Below are 18563 nucleotides of genomic sequence, written 5' to 3'. Positions count from 1 at the left end.
ACTATATTTTTTTATGTTGGTCGCCCAATAAAACTGGATCAATCTCTTTTTCTTGATGATTCAATAAATAAACCAGTCCCATAGCGGCCAAAACTGTTGCCCCGGCAATGATGAAGGGATAATAAAATCCACCTCCAATCAGCCAAGTTCCCAATACCGGACCCAATATTTGACCGATACTGTTAGTGGAACTTTGTATGGATATATTTCTTCCCGTGTTCTGCTTGGAAATTAAGGAAACTGCTGAAAGCAGATTAGGTGTTACCATAGCTCCTCCGGCCGCAAATGTTACTATCGTAAAATATACGTATAGCTCATTACTTACGTAAGGGAACACAATTAACGAGACTCCAGATATTAATAATCCTAGAGTAATTTGTTGTTTTGAGGTCAATATTTTTTCGCCATAGGTCGCGAAAACAGGCTGTAAAACGGCCATAACCGAACCACAAAGCATAAAACCAATACCCACTTGACGGCTTGTAAATGCCAACTCATCCTTCCCATAAATAGAAAACACGGTTTCAAATAAAGTAACCACAAATTGCATCACAAAGGATAAGAGCAACAAAATGATAAAATATTTACTTAGCGAAAAACTGACTTTAACTACCTCCGAAGCAATACGACTTTTTATTTCAGTATTCTTCAACCATTTCACTATGATCAGTACTACAACGAAGCCCAAAAGAGAAGCAAAAATATAGGGAACCGAAAAACGATCTAAATGAAATAGTCCAAAGGAAAATTTAAAGTGAAGGTTCGTTTGCGACAGAAATCCTCCCAAAACAGGCCCAAAAATAAGGCCCGAACTGATAGCCACCCCGGACCATGCCATTATTTTTGTACGTCGCGTTTCTGAAGTAATATCACTTAAATAAGCATTACTGACAGGAATGACAGATGATGTAAATATGCCACCTACGATTCGGGCTATATAAAGCATTGTAAGTGACGTGGCCAGACCCGTTAACAAGTTCATCACTACAAAACCAAATAGACCGATTACAATTAGGGGCTTGCGACCATATTTATCGGAAAGCTTGCCCCAAACGATAACAAACAGAAGCTGGAACAGCGGATAAATGCTGGTCAACATTCCAATGTGGAAGTTGATCAAATTGGTGTCCGGATTGTCCTTCAAGGCAAGTCTTTCCGTATAGTATGGAAGGGTCGGTAATAATATACCGTATCCAAGCATTACAACAAATAGGCTCAACAGAACCAAAAATATCCTGTTGAGCTTTTCCTGTCTATCCATTATTTATTGGCTATTTTCCGCTTCAATAATTGTGCATTAATTGCCACTATAATAGTGCTCAGGCTCATAAACACTGCTCCAATAGCTGGACCCATAACAAATCCGGAAGAATACAATACCCCGGCAGCCAACGGAATAGCAACAACATTATAACCAGTAGCCCAAATCAGGTTCTGGATCATCTTGTTATAGGTAGCTTTCCCGAATAAAATCAGGTTGGCGATATCCTGCGGGTTGCTGTTGACCAAAATAATATCGGCAGTTTCAGCAGCTACATCGGTACCGGAGCCTACGGCTATGCCAACATTGGCCTGTGCCAAAGCAGGGGCATCATTAACCCCATCTCCTGTCATCGCGACAAATTCATTTTTGGCTTGTAGTTCTTTAACTATTTCAACTTTTTGATGGGGTAGTACCTCTGCATAATATCCGTCCAACCCAAGTTTATCGCTTACGGCCTTGGCAGTTTTTTCATTATCTCCAGTTGCCATCAAGACTTTTATATTATTCTTTTTGAATATTTTAATTGCCTCATCAGATTCAGGTCTAATCTCATCTGCAAGGGCGATGTATCCGGCCAGTTTTCCTTCGATTAAAATGAATACTACTGTTTCGGCAGCATCGCTATAGGCATCTTCTGGAATAGCTATTTTTTCATCCCTCAAAAAACCTGGACTAACCACTTTTACTTTTTTGCCCTCAACGTTCGCCTCGACCCCTTTACCAGTAATGGCTTTGAAATTTTCAGGTTTAGGTATGTCAACTTTATCCTCCTTGACCTTCTTGATGATTCCAACGGCAATGGGATGTTCAGAGCTTTGTTCCAAGGCACTTGCCAGTCGCAAGACTTCATTGGAAGTGTACTTTTTATCCACCGATTCAATACGTGTAACCCCAAAATCCCCTTTGGTCAATGTTCCTGTTTTATCGAAAAGCAATACCGAAATTTTACGGGATTCTTCAAAAGCAGTTCTGTTACGAATCAACAAACCATTTTGTGCAGAAACCGCGGTGGATATGGCCACAACTAATGGAATGGCAAGACCTAGGGCATGTGGACACGCAATGACCATTACGGTAACCATTCTTTCCAAGGCATATACAAAAGGAAATCCTAAAATTAGCCATACCGCCAACGTACCAAATCCAACGGTCAAAGCAATATACGTAAGCCATTTAGCAGCCCTGTCGGAAAGGTTCTGCATTTTTGATTTGGTTTTCTGCGCTTCCTCGACCATGGTAATTACCTTGTTGAGATAGCTATCTTTTCCGGTATGTTCCACTTTGACTTTTAAGGTACTGTTTCCGTTTACGGAACCCCCGATTACTTTTTCGTTCAACTCCTTCTTGACCGGCTTGGATTCTCCGGTAAGCATAGATTCGTTCAGGTAACTCGTGCCTTCTGTGATGATTCCATCTGCAGGGACTTTCTCCCCAGGTTTTATTAGGATGATGTCATCTTTCAATAAATCTTCCAATTTGATATCTTCAATAGATTCGCCTTTTACCCTGTGTGCTTCCGCAGGCATCATACTTACCAATAATTGCAATGCTTTTGAGGCTCCCAAAACACTTTTCATTTCGATCCAATGGCCTACCAACATAATGGCTATAAGTGTGGCCAACTCCCAAAAGAAATCGACCCCTTCCAAGCCGAAAACCGTTGCAGAGCTATAAAAATAGGCAACGCTAATGGCCATGGCAATAAGGGTCATCATTCCTGGGGCCGCCTTTTTAACCTCGGACCAGAACCCTTTTATGAAAGGCCAACCGCCATAGAAATACACAATGCTAGAAAGTGCGAACAAAATATATGGGTTGCCGGGGAGCAGTAAACTATACCCAAAAAAATCTTGGATCATTGGTGAAAAGAAAAGGATAGGCACCGTTAATATCAATGTAATCCAAAACCGTTTTCTAAAGTCGGCAATCATCATTTTATGGTGGTCGTGGCCTGCCATGCCCATTGGGATGCTGCCATGATCATGATTACCATGATTCATCTTACTGTGATCCATTTTTGAGTGATCCATTTTACTATGGTCATCCGATTTTGGGTCTTCCATTTTCGAGTGGTCCATCTTTGAATGGTCCATTTCTGGGTGATCATCTTTATCGTGATTCATTTTCGAGTGATCCATCTTTGAATGGTCATCTTTGTCGTGATTCATTTTAGAATGGTCCATCTTCGAGTGGTCCATTTTTTTGTCCTTGTGATCTTTGTTATTGTCCATATTGTTCTATTTAAGGGTTAACGCAATTTTTTTCGCATTTCTTCCGAGATATTCTCGGCATATACTCCGTAGGCATCCACTAAAATGCCTTTGACTCCGTTTTTAGAAGAAATGGCATATAGGATACTATTATCATCCGTACTGCTCATGCCTTCAAAACGGTGCAGTTCATCTACTTCAAATTCTTCCGGATGGATTTCTATTTTCAGTGACGCACATTCCAGACATTCTGGCTTTAAGTTGAAATCATAAGTATATCCTCTTTGCTGGAGATTGCTTATGGCTTCTGAAAGGGTATCGTAATTGTTCATCTTTTCATTATTTATAGGTCATTGTAAAATAGCTGCCGTCTTCCTCGGTAAATTTCTGAAAGGTCAATAAACCCTTGTCCGTCAATATTTCACTTGCGACATAAATTAACTGTTTAATTCGTATTCCAATAGCGTATGCTTTAATATTGATTTTAGATCTAATTTCTTTTCCATTTCCATTGGATTCCAACACCCGGTCATAAATTTTTATTTTACTATTGGAACCAAAAAAATTTAGCAATCCCGAATCAAAACTCATTACGAGTTCAATATCTTCTAAGTTTGTCAAATCATAGAGTTCCTTGAAATTTTTGGACACCGTATTGATTTCGGTTTCCTTTGATTTTGGTTTTGAAAAAGGAAAGGCCATAATCATAATACTAGATTCTTCTGGTTTACATCGGTAAGTGGTGGTATATTTATCGGTGGAGGCACCATTTTCATCAAAAAGTTCGGTCACGACCTGAATTTCATAATAATCATCGGATTCAATTATCTTTCCCGCTTTAAAAGTTTGTTTATTCATAAAATTGCCATTGTTATCGAAATTTTCCCGTACCACCAGTCTATCGGACAATTGTCCAATCAACATTTTATCTTGGGCATAGGCGGAAATAATCATTAAAACGAATAATATTAAGTGTAATCCTATTTTCATAAATGGCGCATCAATTCAGTGACTTCCTTGGCAATGACATCGCTTAAATCGATGGCGTTCGATTGGTGTGGGATAGTATTGCAAGTAACGATATCCTCCACATCGGCATCCCACAGATCTTGATAGGCATTTCCTGAAAATATAGCATGAATGCCTATACATATCGGGGGTTTCATTCCGGCATTTTTTAAATGAGCTACGGTTTCGATCATGGTCCGGGCGGTAGAAATAATATCGTCCACTAGCACCGGTGTTGAATCCTTATACTTCTCTATTTCGGGAACGGAAACTTCTACATCTCGGTCGCCATGACGTATTTTTTGCAATATGGTAAATGGGGCATCCGCCTTTTTTGCCACATCGGAAACCCATTGCTCACTTTCGGAATCAGGTCCGATAAGTATCGGATTATGTATATTTGTCTTAATGAATTTCGATATTTCGTCCGCAGCATGAATAACTCTGTTCGGAATATGATATACCTCGCCCAAGGAATGTATCCTATGTAGATGTGGGTCAATGGTCGTGATGCTATCTGCAAAACCAGAAATCAATTTTCCAAAAAACCCAGAAGTAACCCCTTCGCCTTCATTGAATACTTTGTCTTGCCTCATATAAGCCAAATATGGGGCCACTAGGCAGGTGCACATAGCGCCCAAGGATTTTGCGGTGTGGCTTAAGAAATACAAGGGTAACAGCTTTTCATCGGGTTCGTGCAAGGTGCAGATCATGACCACACACTTTCCCTTCACATCGGAAAGGATGCGGGTATAGGATTCCCCATCTGGAAATTTGCGTATGGTGCATTCCCCTACTTCCGCTTTCATTTTTTTTGCTAACAATTCCGTGAGTTCTTGGTTTCCCGGAAGACTGAATAATATAGTTTTCATTTTTCTTTTTATTTATTCTATTGCTATAATATCATCGTGATTCTCATAATATTCCAAGGCATAATTCAACTCGCCTTCAGATTCTGCAAAGAGCGTATAGAGCAATTGGCCTTTTTCTATTTTATCGTTCAAATGAACGTTCAATAAAATACCCGCAGATTTGGATTGCGGCGCTCCCGATAGTTTTGCGAGTTTAGAAATCTTTCGGTTATTTATTCGTTGAAGTTCCCCTGTTTTTCCGGCCCGAATTTCATGCGAATAGGATGCCTTTAAGGGGCGTGAAAACCTTCCTTGTGCCCTGCAAATGGCCTCGAATTTTTTATAGGCCTTTCCCGATTCCAAAATTTGCGTCGCGTTTTCGTAGCCTTTATCTTTCTCAACTTCTTCCGATAATTCGAGCAGTTCCCCTGCCAAGAATAAGGCTCTTTCTTTGAGGTCTTTTGGTGCTCTTTCTTCATTGCGCAGTACACTTAAGATATCGATGGCCTCCAAATTGGGTCCAATTCCCCTTCCAACAGGCTGGCTGCCGTCGGTAATAACTACTTTTACTTTTAAACCTACAGTATTGCCAACATTTTCCAATTGTTCTTGTAGTTGTTGTGCCGTTGCCAAAGATCGTACTTTGGCTGTCTCGCCCACGGGAATATCAATAACTACATGGGTAGAACCAGCGGCCGCTTTCTTGGAAAGTACCGATGCAATCAACTGCCCTTCACTATCAATATCCAAGGCTTTTTCAATTTTGATAAGCATATCATCTGCCGGACTTAATTGTGCAGTACCTCCCCACACAAAACAACCACCTTCTTTTTCTACCACAGCTTCAATTTCTTCCGAAGAGAGCGCAACATTCGTAATTACCTCCATGGTATCTGCTGTTCCTGCCGGGGAAGTAATCGCTCTCGATGATGTTTTTGGCATTGTAAGTCCATAAGCCGCAACAATGGCCACAACGATAGGAGTTGTGCGGTTACCGGGCAAGCCACCGATACAATGTTTATCGACTACGATTTTCCTGTTCCAATCCAATTGCTTTCCAGAAGCGATCATAGCCTTGGTCAGGTCTGAGATTTCAGTGACATCCAATCTATTTCCTGCGCAGGCGGTAATAAAGGCAGAGAGATGAATGTTGGAATAATCTCCTTCAACGATATCGGTAATAATCTCATTAAAGGCCGTATAATCCAGTTTTTGATTGTAGATTTTGGCCCTTACATGACTTAATGAATCTATGGGTTCTAAATGGGATACTCTTAACGTTTCATTACCGAATACCTTTAATTTTTTTGCTGCCGCATCTGATAGTCCAATTTCATGAGGCAACAGAATGTCCGAATTTATTACGTTAAGGCTAGCCACTATAGAGTCGGTGGTATTGGCAACCCTAATTCTGGTAAGTGCCTCAAACCCTTCGGAAATACAAACGTGACAATCTTCTCGCATGTAGACCACATGCTCGTTCTGTGTGTAAATACCAAGGTGTTTGTATTTTAGGATATTTGACCGTTGTTCCATATTATCTGTTGTTTTTGAGATTTTTATAACTATCCTATTTTTTCAATGCTATAAAGCTGAGGAATTTCAGAATCCCAATCATAGGTTTCTTTTATTCCCTTTTGAAGGGCTTCTGCACCTTCTTTTTCCCCGTGCACAATGAAAATTCTCTCCGGTTTATTCTTTATTTTATTCATCCAGTCCATAAGCTCTGTATGGTCTGCGTGCGCCGAGAGACCTTCTATTTCTGCTACCTCCATATGAAAAGGAACTGTTTTTCCATATACTTTCAATTCCCTGTTGCCTTCCAACAATTTTCTTCCCCGAGTACCTTCCGCTTGATAACCTATAAACAGCAGCGTATTATTGGGATTTTGAGCTTGTGTTTCAAGATAGTTCAGCATTCTGCCTCCTGTGAGCATTCCGCTACCTGCAATTACAATTTTTGATTTGTTGTCGGTTCTTAATTCCATAGTTTCTCGATAGCTGCTCACGACGGTGAAATATGAACACATCTCATCACATTCAATTTCTTTTAGTTTGTGCCAATCCCTAGTGCGATGGAACAATTCCAGAACATTGGCTCCCATAGGGCTGTCCATTATCATCGGGACTTTAGGGATTTTGTTTTCCTTTAGTAACCTCCAGAAAATGAGCATCATCAACTGGGCACGTTCTACCGAAAAACTTGGGATAAACAGGCTGCCGCCTCTATTGATGGTGTCATTGACCAATTTTTCAATCTGCGGAATGGCTTCCACTTCGTCAGGATGAAACCTTCCACCATAGGTCGATTCTATAAAAAGTACATCAGCTTTTTTAGGTTTTAAAGGCGGATAGAGTAATAAATCATTGGTTCTACCAATATCTCCAGAAAAGACAAAACGTTTTCCGTTTACGTCCAACTCGATGAATGTTGCACCCAAAATATGTCCGTTATACTGAAAACGAGCTTTGATACCTTCAAACAATGGAATCCATTGAGATTGGGGAATCGCTTTAAAATGCGGTATGGTATTTTCAACATCCTTTAAATCGTAAAGTGGTTCTGCGGGACTATGTTTGGAATAGCCTTCCTTATTGGCACGTTCAGCTTCTTGTTCCTGGATTTTTGCACTATCGTTCAAAATGATTTTGGCAATGTCCAATGTAGGGTTGGTACCGTAAATGGGACCTTTGAATCCTAGTTTTACCAACCTGGGCAAATAACCTGTATGGTCCATATGGCCATGGGTAAGCAATACCATATCAATTTCTGAAACCTTCACTGGCGGATATTCCCAATTTTTTAGCCGCAAATCCTTAAGTCCTTGAAATAGTCCGCAATCTATAAGGACTTTTTTATCCCCTGTATCCACTAAATATTTTGAACCGGTTACCGTACCTGCTGCGCCCAAAAAGTGAATGTTTATTTTGTTGTTGTTCATTTTTTTAGTTTAAAAGTGTTGCAAATAATTTTACTGTATCTTCTGAAATCCTTTTATTGCTAGTATCCAGAATCACTATTACCTTCTAACCATTACTCTTGTTTATTCACCTGTTTACGGACTTCAAGGCTCGTGCTTTCACAATTCCAAATATTAAAGTCCCCCACAACAGGAAGGTGCGTTCCCTTTGTCTTCGTCCGATTTGCATAATTCCGCTATTTCTTTGTACAGTTCATGAAAGTCCTTTTTGATAAGAAGTGCCAGTTTCTTTGCGGATTCAGGCTCGGAGTTTACCATCTCCAATAGTGTTTCAAAGGCCTCTTCAAGTAACCTTGGTTCATCCTCCAATGCTTGGTAAAATGTCTCAAGGTCTATTTTGTTCTGTTTTTGTAGTGCTTCTGTTTTCATCTGTATTCTATTTAAGATTAATACATGTTTATTTACTTATTTTTCATTTTAATGCGTGGTACATAATTTTTCCGAATCTTCAAGAATGTCTTTTTGTCGCCGTTTGGATATACCTATTTGTTCCAATAGTGAAGGGCTTTTGTTAATTTCCTTGCAGAGCACAATGCCTTTATCCAATAATTTGGACTTCTCGATCTTTGTCAATGTTGTTAAAGAGGTTAAGGGATGTAGGCCGGATCTGTCTATCCGTTCTTTTAGACCGTCCCCCTTTGGATAATCCCAACTTGTGAGCAACAACCCAACACAGGTTCCATATTGTATTGCATCTGTCGTGAAGCGGGTGTTAGTATATACACCACCTTGATGGAATTTGGTTTCATGGCCCTGCTGTTTCTCCCATTGTTTTTCTACATCCAAAAATCTGGATTGGATGTAGAGTGGAATCTTTACATTGCAGTACCTGCCCTGATCACTATGATATTTGCATTCGATCATAAAATGTCTATTGTCTTTTAGGGCTATCACATCCACTTCGTGCTGTACACAATTGCCCTGAACAATTACCCCGACTTTTGTGTCAAAACCTTCGTGTGCCAATAGTTTACCTACCAGTTTTTCAAATGGATAACCTGAAGGGCCGAGTTCCATAAGTGCCTTTTTAAGCTTATATCGAGAGGCATTTACCCTAGCCTTGCCTTTGAGCATCCTGAACGCCATTTGATATATCTTTTTGGTAGTCATTCCATCGTAAACTTCCTTTACAATATCTTGAACTATCTCTTCCACCAACAATTTATCGGTTCCAGCCCGTTCTAATGAAATTCTTACCTTTTCTATTTCAAAAGGTGCTTTGTCCCCGTTTGCTTTTATAATATTTATCTTATCCATTGATGTGTATTTTTTTAATATTGGCCAAAGCAAATACTATCAAGAAAAAACTTAAAAATATTTCTAACATAACAACGAATCTGGCTACGTCAGAAGTTGGAATAATATCGCCGTAGCCTACTGTTGAAAAGGTAATCACACTGAAGTAAAAAAAGTGGTACAAATTATACAAGTACGAGTTTGAATAATCGGGAACACCTTCAAATGTGGTAGGACTGAATTGGAAAAGACAGGCATAATCGGTTGCAAAGGAGAAAATACTTATGACGATTATCAATCCAAAAACCCAAAGCAATCTCTCCAATGAATGACAGATCTTTATCAATTTTGACAGTCTTTTCAAGGTAGTCATCGTAATCACAATGGTCTTACCCAATGCGGCCGTTATTATGATAATGTGGAATGGCAAAGTACTATGATCGATTGTTGACATTAAAACAACATAGAAGATGCCAATTCCCACAATGGTGACGAGTGGCAAGACCGTTCTTCCCAACAATAATTTGTAAAAGGGCTTTTCTTGTATTTGATTTAAGCTATCCGACATCGAATTATACTTTTTTTTAAATTTTAATCGTCATTACTGGAAGTGCGGAATGGTTGGCTATACCTTCAGCGATACTTTTGGAAAACAAACTCAAAAATCCCGTACTCCCGTGGGTGGACATAGCAATCAAATCCGTTGGTTCGTGTTTAACGAACGTGTTTATGCCAGTTTCCACAGTCGGTTCGTTATTGACGTACATGGAATAGTTTTTCAAATCGGGAAACTTCTCCAAAAACCTCTTGATCGGATCCAGACCTGCTGATATACTATTGGTATCAGTTTGGGTATTGATTCGCAACAAACGAATATGGGCATTGCATTTTTTCGCAATTGAAATTACATGCTCGAAAGCACCACTTACATCCTCCATAAAATCAGAAACAAATACTATATTTTTAAAAGGGAATGCAACGTCATCTCCTTTCACCACGATTACGGGTACATCTGATTTTCTAATGATTTTTTCCACATTGCTACCCAATAATTCCCTTACGGTCCCTTTGGTACCACTGCTTCCCGTTATGATAAAATCATGATGAAAATGACCGGAATGTCGTAAAATATTGGTTGTTTCTATTTGGTATTCCAAGAATGTCTGGCATTTTAAGCCTTCCTTTTCAGCCTTTTTTTCCAATTCCCGTAAGGCGGATTTGGCCGACCCGATTTCCCTCAAGGTATCAGGGTATCTTTTTTCTTTTAGCTTGTCAAGTTTTACCCAGTCTACGGGGGTATGTATCAAGTGAAAGAAATGGATTTCCGCTTCATACAGCTTGGCCATTTCAATTCCCAAATTAGCTGCTTTGGTACAGTTTTCGGAAAAATCGGTAGGTACTAGTATATTTTTCATAGTGATTGTTTTTTAAGATTCATATATTTAAACGATTAAAAGAAACTTGTCGTTTTTAGTTATTAGCAACTTCGTTTCCCGAATCGATTTGTTTTTCAAAGCAATCCAGATTATAAATTGTGGTGTCCGCAATGTTTGTCAGTGCAGTATCGGTCAAGAAGGCCTGGTGGCTCGTTATCAGAACATTGTTGAAAGTCATTAAACGCGCAATCACATCATCCTGAAGTATTTCATCCGAATGATCTTCAAAGAAGAGTCCTTCCTCTTCTTCATAGACATCCATCCCAAAATAACCAACTTTTCCCGATTTTAATCCTTGAATAACCGCTTTGGTATCCACCAAACCACCTCTACTCGTATTGATAAGCATTACTCCTGGTTTCATAAGAGAAATATGCTTGTCATTGATCAAATGTTTGGTGGAAGGAGTTAAAGGGACATGTAAGCTAATGATATCAGATTCACTGCATAGCGTTTTACAATCAGTATAGCAAACCCCATATTTTTCAACGAGCGATTCATCTTCGGAGGTATCAAAGGTCATTATTTTACAGCCAAAACCATGGAGTATTTTAACAAGGATAGCCCCGATTTTCCCGGTGCCCATTACCCCGACCGTCTTTCCATTCAGGTCAAAACCCGTCAATCCGTTCAAGGAGAAATTCATATCCCTCACCCTATTGTGTGACCTGATCAGTTTTCTGTTCAAGGCCAATATCAGGGCGACGGTATGTTCAGCAATGGCATAAGGGGAGTAGGATGGAACGCGTGAAACTTTGATACCCAATTCAGCGGCCTTTTTAGTATTTACATTGTTGTATCCAGCGGTTCGCAGGGCAATGTATTTTATTCCAAAGGCACTAAGTTTATCAAGTACTTCGGCCGAAGCATCGTCACTCGTAAATAGGCTCACTGCATCTGCTCCCTGAGCCAAGGAAACAGTGATTTCGGTCAGCCGTACATCAAGTAGGTTAAGCTCGTGCTTGCCTTTGTTTGCAGCTACCAAATGGGGCTCTTCAAATTTGTGGGTGCTGAATACCGTTGTTTTCATTTTGTTTTATTAAAATTTATTGTACTAATTCTTGGAGTTCTAATAGTCCTTATAAAGAGCCCATTTAGTTTTTCCATTTCCAGTTTCTGATCTCGGGCATATCCAAACCGTTTTTCCGTATGAAATAGTTGTGCTCGATCAGCTTGTCCTGCATTTCCTGTTTTAGATAGGCCACTTCATCTCCTAGGTTCGGCAACCTGTCCAAGACATCCTGTACTAAATGAAAACGATCCATATCATTTAGAACCGTCATATCAAAAGCGGTCGTGATAGTTCCTTCTTCCTTATACCCCCTTACGTGAATATTGGCATGGTTAGTTCGATTATAGGTTAGCCTGTGTACAAGCCAAGGATAGCCGTGAAAAGCGAATATGACAGGCTTGTTTTTAGTGAACAACATATCAAAATCGGCATCCTTTAATCCATGAGGATGCGCCGTATCGGTTTGTAGCTTCATTAGATCCACCACATTTACAACACGTATTTTCAGATAAGGTAATTTTTCACGTAATATGGACACTGCTGCCAACGTTTCAAGAGTTGGCACATCCCCTGCGCAGGCCATAACTACATCGGGTTCCGCATCTCTATCAGTGCTCGCCCAGGTCCAAATACCGATGCCCTTGGCACAATGTATGACCGCTTCTTCCATGGGAAGCCATTGGGGTGCGGGATGTTTACCGGCTATCACGACATTTACATAATGTTTGCTGCGGAAACAATGGTCCATTACGGATAAAAGACAATTGGCATCCGGTGGCAGATATACCCGGACTATTTCGGCTTTTTTATTTACGACATGATCAATAAAGCCTGGATCCTGATGGGTAAACCCGTTATGGTCTTGCCGCCATACATGGGAGGCCAAAAGAATGTTCAGGGAAGCAATTTTTCTGCGCCAAGGTAACTCTGAGGTTACTTTTAGCCATTTGGCATGTTGGTTGAACATGGAATCTATAATATGGATAAATGCCTCGTAGCAATTAAACAGACCGTGTCGTCCAGTCAAGAGATACCCTTCCAACCAACCCTCGCATTGGTGTTCGCTCAGCATTTCCACTACACGTCCGTCTTTTTTAAGAAGTTCATCGGTTTTCATGATCTCGGCTTCCCATTGTCTACTAGTGGCCTCGAAAACTGAATTCAAACGGTTTGAAAGTGTTTCATCAGGGCCAAAAATCCTAAAGTTTCGTTGTTTTTCGTTCAACTTGATAATATCCCTTGCGAATTCTCCAAGAACGCGAGTATCGCCGTTTCCCATCTCTCCACGTACCGATACATTTAAGCCATACCCCCTAAAATCGGGCATGCGAAGATCTTTCAGTAAGATGCCTCCATTGGCATGCGGGTTGGAACCCATTCGCCGCTCACCTTTAGGGGCCAAATCCACCAGATCGGCCAAAAGATGCCCTTGTTCATCAAAAAGTTCTTCAGGTCTGTAGCTTTTGAACCATGTCTCAAGTTGCTTAAGGTGTTCCTGATTACTGGCAGCATCAGCCAACGGCACCTGATGTGATCGAAAATGGTTTTCCACGGGCAAACCATCCACAAACTTGGGGCCCGTCCATCCTTTGGGGGATTTTAAAATAATCATTGGCCAATGGGGACGTTCCCAATTGTCATTTTGCGCCGCATTCTCCTTAATCGTTTTTATTTCCTCGATTACTTTATCCAACAATGCCCCCATTTTCCGATGCATTGTCATAGGTTCATCGCCCTCGATGAAATAAGGCTTCCAGCCGTACCCTAAAAAAAGCTGTTCCAGCTCTGTATCCCCGATCCGGGCAAGAATTGTTGGGTTGGCAATCTTATACCCATTGAGGTGCAGAATAGGAAGTACCACACCGTCCGTTACAGGATTTAGAAATTTGTTGGAGTGCCAAGCGGTAGCCAAAGGACCTGTTTCCGCTTCCCCGTCGCCCACTATACAGGACACGATCAGATCTGGATTATCAAAGGCCGCCCCGAAAGCATGGCTGAGCGAATAGCCCAACTCGCCCCCCTCATGAATTGATCCTGGGCATTCTGGGGATACATGGCTGGGAATACCGCCAGGAAAAGAAAATTGGGTAAACAGTTTTCTCAATCCCTCTTCGTCTTGGCTAATATCAGGATATACCTCACTATAGGTTCCCTCAAGATAAGTGCTTCCGACGATGGCGGGTCCTCCATGTCCAGGACCCGACACATAAATCATGTTCAGGTCATATTTTTTGATGATACGGTTTAGATGAACATATATGAAATTTTGGCCCGGGGTAGTGCCCCAATGACCCAATAACATGGGTTTAATATGTTCCGTCTTCAGGGGTTGTCGCATTAAGGGGTTATCCCTTAAATAGATCTGGCCTACGGAAAGATAATTCGCCGCCCGCCAGTACGCATCCATTTTATCCAAAAGTTCCTGCGCTATTTGAACTGACCCTAATTCACTATTTTGATTTTCCATGTCTTATTAATTTTTATGCTGTCTTTCTTTACTTTTAAAATCGTTGTATAGATCTGCCGTGCATTTTGCAATCATCAACTCTTCGTTAGTAGGGATTACCAATACTTTTATTTTGCTCTCTGCCTTCGAGATTTGAAATCCATTTTGTTCGTTTTGCTCTTCATCCAATTCTATTCCTGTAAAGCCCAAACCTTTACAGATTCTCGAACGGATGATTGGGGCATTTTCACCTATACCGCCGGAGAAGACCAATATATCAAGTCCACTTAATACAGCCATAAATGAACCGATCCACTTTTTTATCTGATAACAAAATAAGGCTACCGCCTCAGCTGCCCTTTCGTCTGAACTTTCTTTTTGCAGTAGGTCCTGCATATCGGCACTGGTTTCCGAAACCCCCAAGAGACCAGCTTCATGATTGATCAAATGATTGAACTGTTTAGTATTCAGACCTTCGCTTTTCATCATAAACCAAGCAACCCCAGGATCCAAATCCCCACTTCGGGAGCCCATGACACACCCACCTGCAGGGGTAAATCCCATAGTGGTTTCGACACTCCTCCCTTCTTTCAAAGCCACTAAACTGGCCCCGTTTCCCAAGTGGGCAAGAATGATACGCCCTTTAGCTTCTTCCACACCTATTGTTTTTTTCAGTTCTTCCACGAGGTAGGCATACGATAGACCGTGAAAACCGTATTTTTGAACGCCGGCTTGGTCAAAGCGCCTTGGTATGGGCAGAATCTTTGCTATGCGTGGTAATGTTGCATGAAAGGCAGTATCGAAACAGGCTACTTGAAATATTCCAAGGCATCGCTGCCTGAAAAGTTCGATGATTTCGATTTCGGCAGGAAGATGTTCCGGGTCATAGTCCTTTATTAGCTTTAATTCCTTTAACAAAGTTGCATCTATTACCTCCGCACAAGAATGTGCCTTTCCGTGGACGATGCGATGGCCGATACATTTGACCCTATCAAAACCAGCTTGCCTTTTTAACCAAAGGATCAAAAAGATGGCTGCCTCGTAAAAACCGGGACAGTATATTTCATATCCCTTCTTTTCATCAAGGTCGAGATTGGAAACATTGAAAGTCGTAGTCGCCAACCCAATTCGGTTAATACACCCAGAAAATATGAGTTTCGGAGTTTTGGCCATTTCATACATAGCGAACTTGATGCTGGATGAACCACCATTGATCGTTAAGATATTTGAATTTTCCGGAAGCATTTATTTTCTAGTTTACATTTATAAATTATCTATACCTAAGGTTTTGATGACGTGATTGCTATTTGGATCCTATCATAAATCCAGATAAGTAAAATCACAATCCTTTTCTTTCATAAAAGATGATGCCATTTCTTTATATTTCGCCCCAAGCTCATAACGCACCATTCCAATAATGCCGGTTGTTCGGAACAAGTGGTATTTCGAACCGCCTTCTTCAGTTCTATCTGCAACAGCTCCTCGTCGAAACAGACTTTTTTTATTATGGTTTCATGATATTTCAGTGTCTCCATTTTTCTTTTTATATTTTAAGTTCTATTCTAATACTGCCACAAAATCAAGTTGTCTTCTAATGGTACAGAAATGCCTTCGTAGCTTGGTACAATACGAACGGTATAATGATCTGAAGGACGGGAAGTATTTGCCTGTGCATAAAAATTATGTGCACCATCTTCCCCCAACCAATCAAATGTCATTTTGATCCTTTCGGACGCTTCACCGTTCAAGCCTTCCGCGAATAGTTCTACCTGAATATGTTTGGGGTCTATTCCTTTCAACCATATGACTACTTTAAAGTGGTGCTTTTGGCGTTCACTTTCAATTTCGACTCTCCCAAATTGTATGGTATCCCATTTATTTTTAAGATCATGTCCTGCGCTGACAATTCTTTTCCCTTTAGCTCCTTTCCTAGCTGCGCATTTTTTATAGTTGATTGCCCCTGGCAGATAATAGTCCTCCGTATATTCGCGAACCGTTCGATTGGCGGAAAAACGAGGCGTTAGGATCGCCATACTTTTTCGCATGCGTTCCACCCAGGATTCCGACACCCCTTTTTTGTTACGTGCGTAAAATTCGGGGACGACCTGTTGTTCCAGTATTTCATATAATTCTGCTGCCTCGTGTGCGTCCCATGCCGGATCATCTCCATGTTCTTGGCCATCGCCCAATGCCCAACCCACTTCAGGACTATATGCCTCGGCCCACCAACCGTCCAGTACCGACAAATTGAGGCCTCCATTTACAAGTACTTTCATGCCACTGGTACCACTGGCTTCCCATGGTCGTCTCGGCGTATTGAGCCACACATCGACACCTTGCACCAAACTTTCCGCCAACATAATGTCGTAATCACTTAGAAAGAGGACATGCTTGTACAAATTATGTTCTTGGATAAATTGCACCCATTTTCGTATCAAGGCCTTCCCGGATTCATCGAAAGGGGGTGCTTTACCGGCCAACACCAATTGTACCGGATGTTCTGGATGGGTAAGAATTCGTACAAAACGTTCCGGATCCTGCAATAAGAGGTCCGGTCTTTTGTAAGGCACAAATCGGCGGGCAAAGCCCAATGTCAAGGTGTCCGGGTCAAAAACTTGGTTAGCGATACCAACCACTTCCGACGGTAGGCCAGAAACTATTGCCTGTCTCTCAAACCTTTGCCTTATAAAACCGACGAGCCTGTTTCTGGATTTAGTCCTAAATTGCCATAACTGCTCATCGGATAACTTTGAAATATGTGCAGAATGATCATCGAGTTCGCCCCTCCAGCGGTCCTTTCCGCAGGATTCCGTCCAGATTTCATCTGCATATTTGGAGTCCCAGCATGGCATGTGCACTCCATTTGTTACATGACTTATCGGAACTTCCTCCACTGGCCAACGCGGGAAAAGATTGTTAAAAAGAGTTCTACTTACCTCTCCGTGCAATCGGCTAACGCCATTTACCCCCCCGCTGCCACGAATGGCAAGATAGGCCATGTTGAAACTCTCCGATCGGTTATTGGCGTCTGTCCGCCCCAAGGCCATCAAATCATGAAAGTTTATGCCCAATTGTTCTTTGGCATAAGTACCTAAATGGTATTCCATAGACTCATGACTGAAATGATCAAAACCAGCTGCAACCGCAGTGTGTGTGGTAAATAGGTTGCCCGCTCGAGTAACGGTAAGTGCCTCTTCAAACGAGGTACCGTTCGCCTTCATAAAATTGTTGGCTCGTTCCAGGACCAAAAAAGCGGCATGCCCTTCGTTCATATGGCAGACTTCGGGCATTATATCCAGGGCCTTAAGCAGCCGGTAGCCCCCGATACCCAAAATAATCTCCTGTTTTATGCGGAGTTCTGGCCCACCCCCATACAGCTCATCTGTTATTCCACGATGTATGGGCAAGTTGGCGGCGTCGTTGCTATCCAACAGATAGAGCTTAGACCGTCCTACCTGTACCTGCCATGCCCGGAGCCATATCGGGTGACCCGGCAACGATACCTTTATACGTAGCCACTCCCCGTTAGGTAAACGTAAGGGCGTAATGGGCAATTGTCCCGGGTCATTATAGGGAAATAAGGCATTTTGCGTTCCATATTTGTCAATTTCCTGACGGAAATAGCCTTTGGCATAAAGTAGTCCCACGGCAACAACGGGTACCCCCAGATCACTGGCCGATTTTAACTGATCACCCGCTACATTGCCGAGGCCTCCGGCATATATGGGTAGGGCCTCATTAAGCATATATTCCATACTAAAATAGGCAATAGTGGTAAGCGGTGTCTTCGGATGCTTTTTCTGAAACCAAGTGGGAGTTGAATTCGCTTGCTCATTTGCCTTTAATAGGCCATCGAGCTTTTCCCGAAAAGCTGGATCTGCCAAATGTTCCTCCAGTCGATTTCGTGAAATCGTTTGCAAAATTACCCATGGGTTCTGCGTGAATTCCCAAAGTTCCGGATCCAGTTGTTGCCATAGTTCATCCGAGGCATGGTTCCATGACCATCGTATGTTCAGGGCCAGTTCTATCAGTGCATCGATTCCCTCGATGTCTGTGTGCATTAATCCGTAGATTTGATTTGCATTGTATTTTTGTTTTTTCATGCTTGTAATGCTTGTT

The 18563-nt window shown here is 41.5% G+C and carries 16 protein-coding genes; all 16 read right to left on the bottom strand.

What is annotated here, in order from left to right; all coding sequences use genetic code 11:
* Position 1: 1 nt before the first annotated feature.
* Positions 2-1261 (bottom strand): MFS transporter, encoded by a 1260-nt coding sequence (locus LV92_RS15170; protein WP_111624450.1) that lies wholly within the window; start codon positions 1259-1261, stop codon positions 2-4.
* Positions 1261-3387: a copper-translocating P-type ATPase gene (locus tag LV92_RS15165; protein ID WP_111624534.1), complete on the bottom strand. Its 2127-nt coding sequence runs from the start codon at positions 3385-3387 to the stop codon at positions 1261-1263. The genes LV92_RS15170 and LV92_RS15165 overlap by 1 nt, the downstream gene beginning before the upstream one ends.
* A gap of 125 nt (positions 3388-3512) precedes the next feature.
* Positions 3513-3806 (bottom strand): phosphoribosylpyrophosphate synthetase, encoded by a 294-nt coding sequence (locus LV92_RS15160; protein ID WP_069858935.1) that lies wholly within the window; start codon positions 3804-3806, stop codon positions 3513-3515.
* A gap of 7 nt (positions 3807-3813) precedes the next feature.
* The gene (locus LV92_RS15155) at positions 3814-4464 is read right to left on the bottom strand and encodes a hypothetical protein (RefSeq protein ID WP_111624449.1); all 651 of its coding nucleotides are present in this window, start codon (positions 4462-4464) and stop codon (positions 3814-3816) included.
* Positions 4461-5354 (bottom strand): ribose-phosphate pyrophosphokinase, encoded by an 894-nt coding sequence (locus tag LV92_RS15150; RefSeq protein WP_111624448.1) that lies wholly within the window; start codon positions 5352-5354, stop codon positions 4461-4463. The genes LV92_RS15155 and LV92_RS15150 overlap by 4 nt, the downstream gene beginning before the upstream one ends.
* Before the next feature lie 12 nt (positions 5355-5366).
* On the bottom strand, positions 5367-6869 hold the full coding sequence (locus LV92_RS15145; protein ID WP_111624447.1) for a thymidine phosphorylase family protein: 1503 nt from the start codon (positions 6867-6869) through the stop codon (positions 5367-5369).
* Positions 6870-6898: 29 nt separating this feature from the next.
* On the bottom strand, positions 6899-8275 hold the full coding sequence (locus LV92_RS15140) for an MBL fold metallo-hydrolase RNA specificity domain-containing protein (RefSeq protein WP_111624446.1): 1377 nt from the start codon (positions 8273-8275) through the stop codon (positions 6899-6901).
* Between the two features lie 153 nt (positions 8276-8428).
* The gene (locus tag LV92_RS15135; RefSeq protein ID WP_111624445.1) at positions 8429-8683 is read right to left on the bottom strand and encodes a hypothetical protein; all 255 of its coding nucleotides are present in this window, start codon (positions 8681-8683) and stop codon (positions 8429-8431) included.
* 48 nt (positions 8684-8731) lie between these two features.
* On the bottom strand, positions 8732-9571 hold the full coding sequence (locus LV92_RS15130; RefSeq protein ID WP_111624444.1) for an ATP cone domain-containing protein: 840 nt from the start codon (positions 9569-9571) through the stop codon (positions 8732-8734).
* Entirely contained in the window at positions 9564-10118 is a 555-nt protein-coding gene (locus tag LV92_RS15125; RefSeq protein WP_111624443.1) for an ion channel, read from the bottom strand. The genes LV92_RS15130 and LV92_RS15125 overlap by 8 nt, the downstream gene beginning before the upstream one ends.
* A 16-nt stretch (positions 10119-10134) precedes the next feature.
* A complete protein-coding gene (locus LV92_RS15120; protein WP_111624442.1) occupies positions 10135-10965 on the bottom strand; it encodes a universal stress protein in 831 nt (276 codons plus the stop codon).
* Positions 10966-11020: 55 nt separating this feature from the next.
* Positions 11021-12016 (bottom strand): 2-hydroxyacid dehydrogenase, encoded by a 996-nt coding sequence (locus LV92_RS15115; RefSeq protein ID WP_111624441.1) that lies wholly within the window; start codon positions 12014-12016, stop codon positions 11021-11023.
* A 64-nt stretch (positions 12017-12080) separates the two neighbouring features.
* Positions 12081-14465 carry a phosphoketolase family protein gene (locus LV92_RS15110; RefSeq protein WP_069858916.1) on the bottom strand — a complete coding sequence of 795 codons (2385 nt, stop codon included), beginning with the start codon at positions 14463-14465 and terminating at the stop codon, positions 12081-12083.
* A gap of 6 nt (positions 14466-14471) precedes the next feature.
* A complete protein-coding gene (locus LV92_RS15105; protein WP_103440876.1) occupies positions 14472-15689 on the bottom strand; it encodes an acetate/propionate family kinase in 1218 nt (405 codons plus the stop codon).
* Between the two features lie 110 nt (positions 15690-15799).
* On the bottom strand, positions 15800-15979 hold the full coding sequence (locus tag LV92_RS15100) for a hypothetical protein (RefSeq protein ID WP_069858912.1): 180 nt from the start codon (positions 15977-15979) through the stop codon (positions 15800-15802).
* Positions 15980-16006: 27 nt separating this feature from the next.
* Complete coding sequence (gene glgP, locus LV92_RS15095; protein WP_111624440.1) at positions 16007-18547, bottom strand: alpha-glucan family phosphorylase; 2541 nt, start codon at positions 18545-18547, stop codon at positions 16007-16009.
* Positions 18548-18563: the final 16 nt, after the last annotated feature.

Origin of the sequence: Arenibacter echinorum (assembly GCF_003259375.1) — a bacterium.
Lineage (GTDB): Bacteria > Bacteroidota > Bacteroidia > Flavobacteriales > Flavobacteriaceae > Arenibacter > Arenibacter echinorum.
This window is presented reverse-complemented; position numbering and strand designations above follow the sequence as displayed.

What these genes read in the sequence shown, in the direction of transcription:
- LV92_RS15135 (WP_111624445.1), bottom strand. Translation starts at nt 8,683, where the DNA reads ATGAAAACAGAAGCACTACAAAAACAGAACAAAATAGACCTTGAGACA.
- LV92_RS15125 (WP_111624443.1), bottom strand. Translation starts at nt 10,118, where the DNA reads ATGTCGGATAGCTTAAATCAAATACAAGAAAAGCCCTTTTACAAATTA.
- LV92_RS15160 (WP_069858935.1), bottom strand. Translation starts at nt 3,806, where the DNA reads ATGAACAATTACGATACCCTTTCAGAAGCCATAAGCAATCTCCAGCAA.
- LV92_RS15150 (WP_111624448.1), bottom strand. Translation starts at nt 5,354, where the DNA reads ATGAAAACTATATTATTCAGTCTTCCGGGAAACCAAGAACTCACGGAA.
- LV92_RS15120 (WP_111624442.1), bottom strand. Translation starts at nt 10,965, where the DNA reads ATGAAAAATATACTAGTACCTACCGATTTTTCCGAAAACTGTACCAAA.
- LV92_RS15105 (WP_103440876.1), bottom strand. Translation starts at nt 15,689, where the DNA reads ATGCTTCCGGAAAATTCAAATATCTTAACGATCAATGGTGGTTCATCC.
- glgP (WP_111624440.1), bottom strand. Translation starts at nt 18,547, where the DNA reads ATGAAAAAACAAAAATACAATGCAAATCAAATCTACGGATTAATGCAC.
- LV92_RS15145 (WP_111624447.1), bottom strand. Translation starts at nt 6,869, where the DNA reads ATGGAACAACGGTCAAATATCCTAAAATACAAACACCTTGGTATTTAC.
- LV92_RS15130 (WP_111624444.1), bottom strand. Translation starts at nt 9,571, where the DNA reads ATGGATAAGATAAATATTATAAAAGCAAACGGGGACAAAGCACCTTTT.
- LV92_RS15170 (WP_111624450.1), bottom strand. Translation starts at nt 1,261, where the DNA reads ATGGATAGACAGGAAAAGCTCAACAGGATATTTTTGGTTCTGTTGAGC.
- LV92_RS15140 (WP_111624446.1), bottom strand. Translation starts at nt 8,275, where the DNA reads ATGAACAACAACAAAATAAACATTCACTTTTTGGGCGCAGCAGGTACG.
- LV92_RS15115 (WP_111624441.1), bottom strand. Translation starts at nt 12,016, where the DNA reads ATGAAAACAACGGTATTCAGCACCCACAAATTTGAAGAGCCCCATTTG.
- LV92_RS15100 (WP_069858912.1), bottom strand. Translation starts at nt 15,979, where the DNA reads ATGGAGACACTGAAATATCATGAAACCATAATAAAAAAAGTCTGTTTC.
- LV92_RS15110 (WP_069858916.1), bottom strand. Translation starts at nt 14,465, where the DNA reads ATGGAAAATCAAAATAGTGAATTAGGGTCAGTTCAAATAGCGCAGGAA.
- LV92_RS15155 (WP_111624449.1), bottom strand. Translation starts at nt 4,464, where the DNA reads ATGAAAATAGGATTACACTTAATATTATTCGTTTTAATGATTATTTCC.
- LV92_RS15165 (WP_111624534.1), bottom strand. Translation starts at nt 3,387, where the DNA reads ATGAATCACGATAAAGATGATCACCCAGAAATGGACCATTCAAAGATG.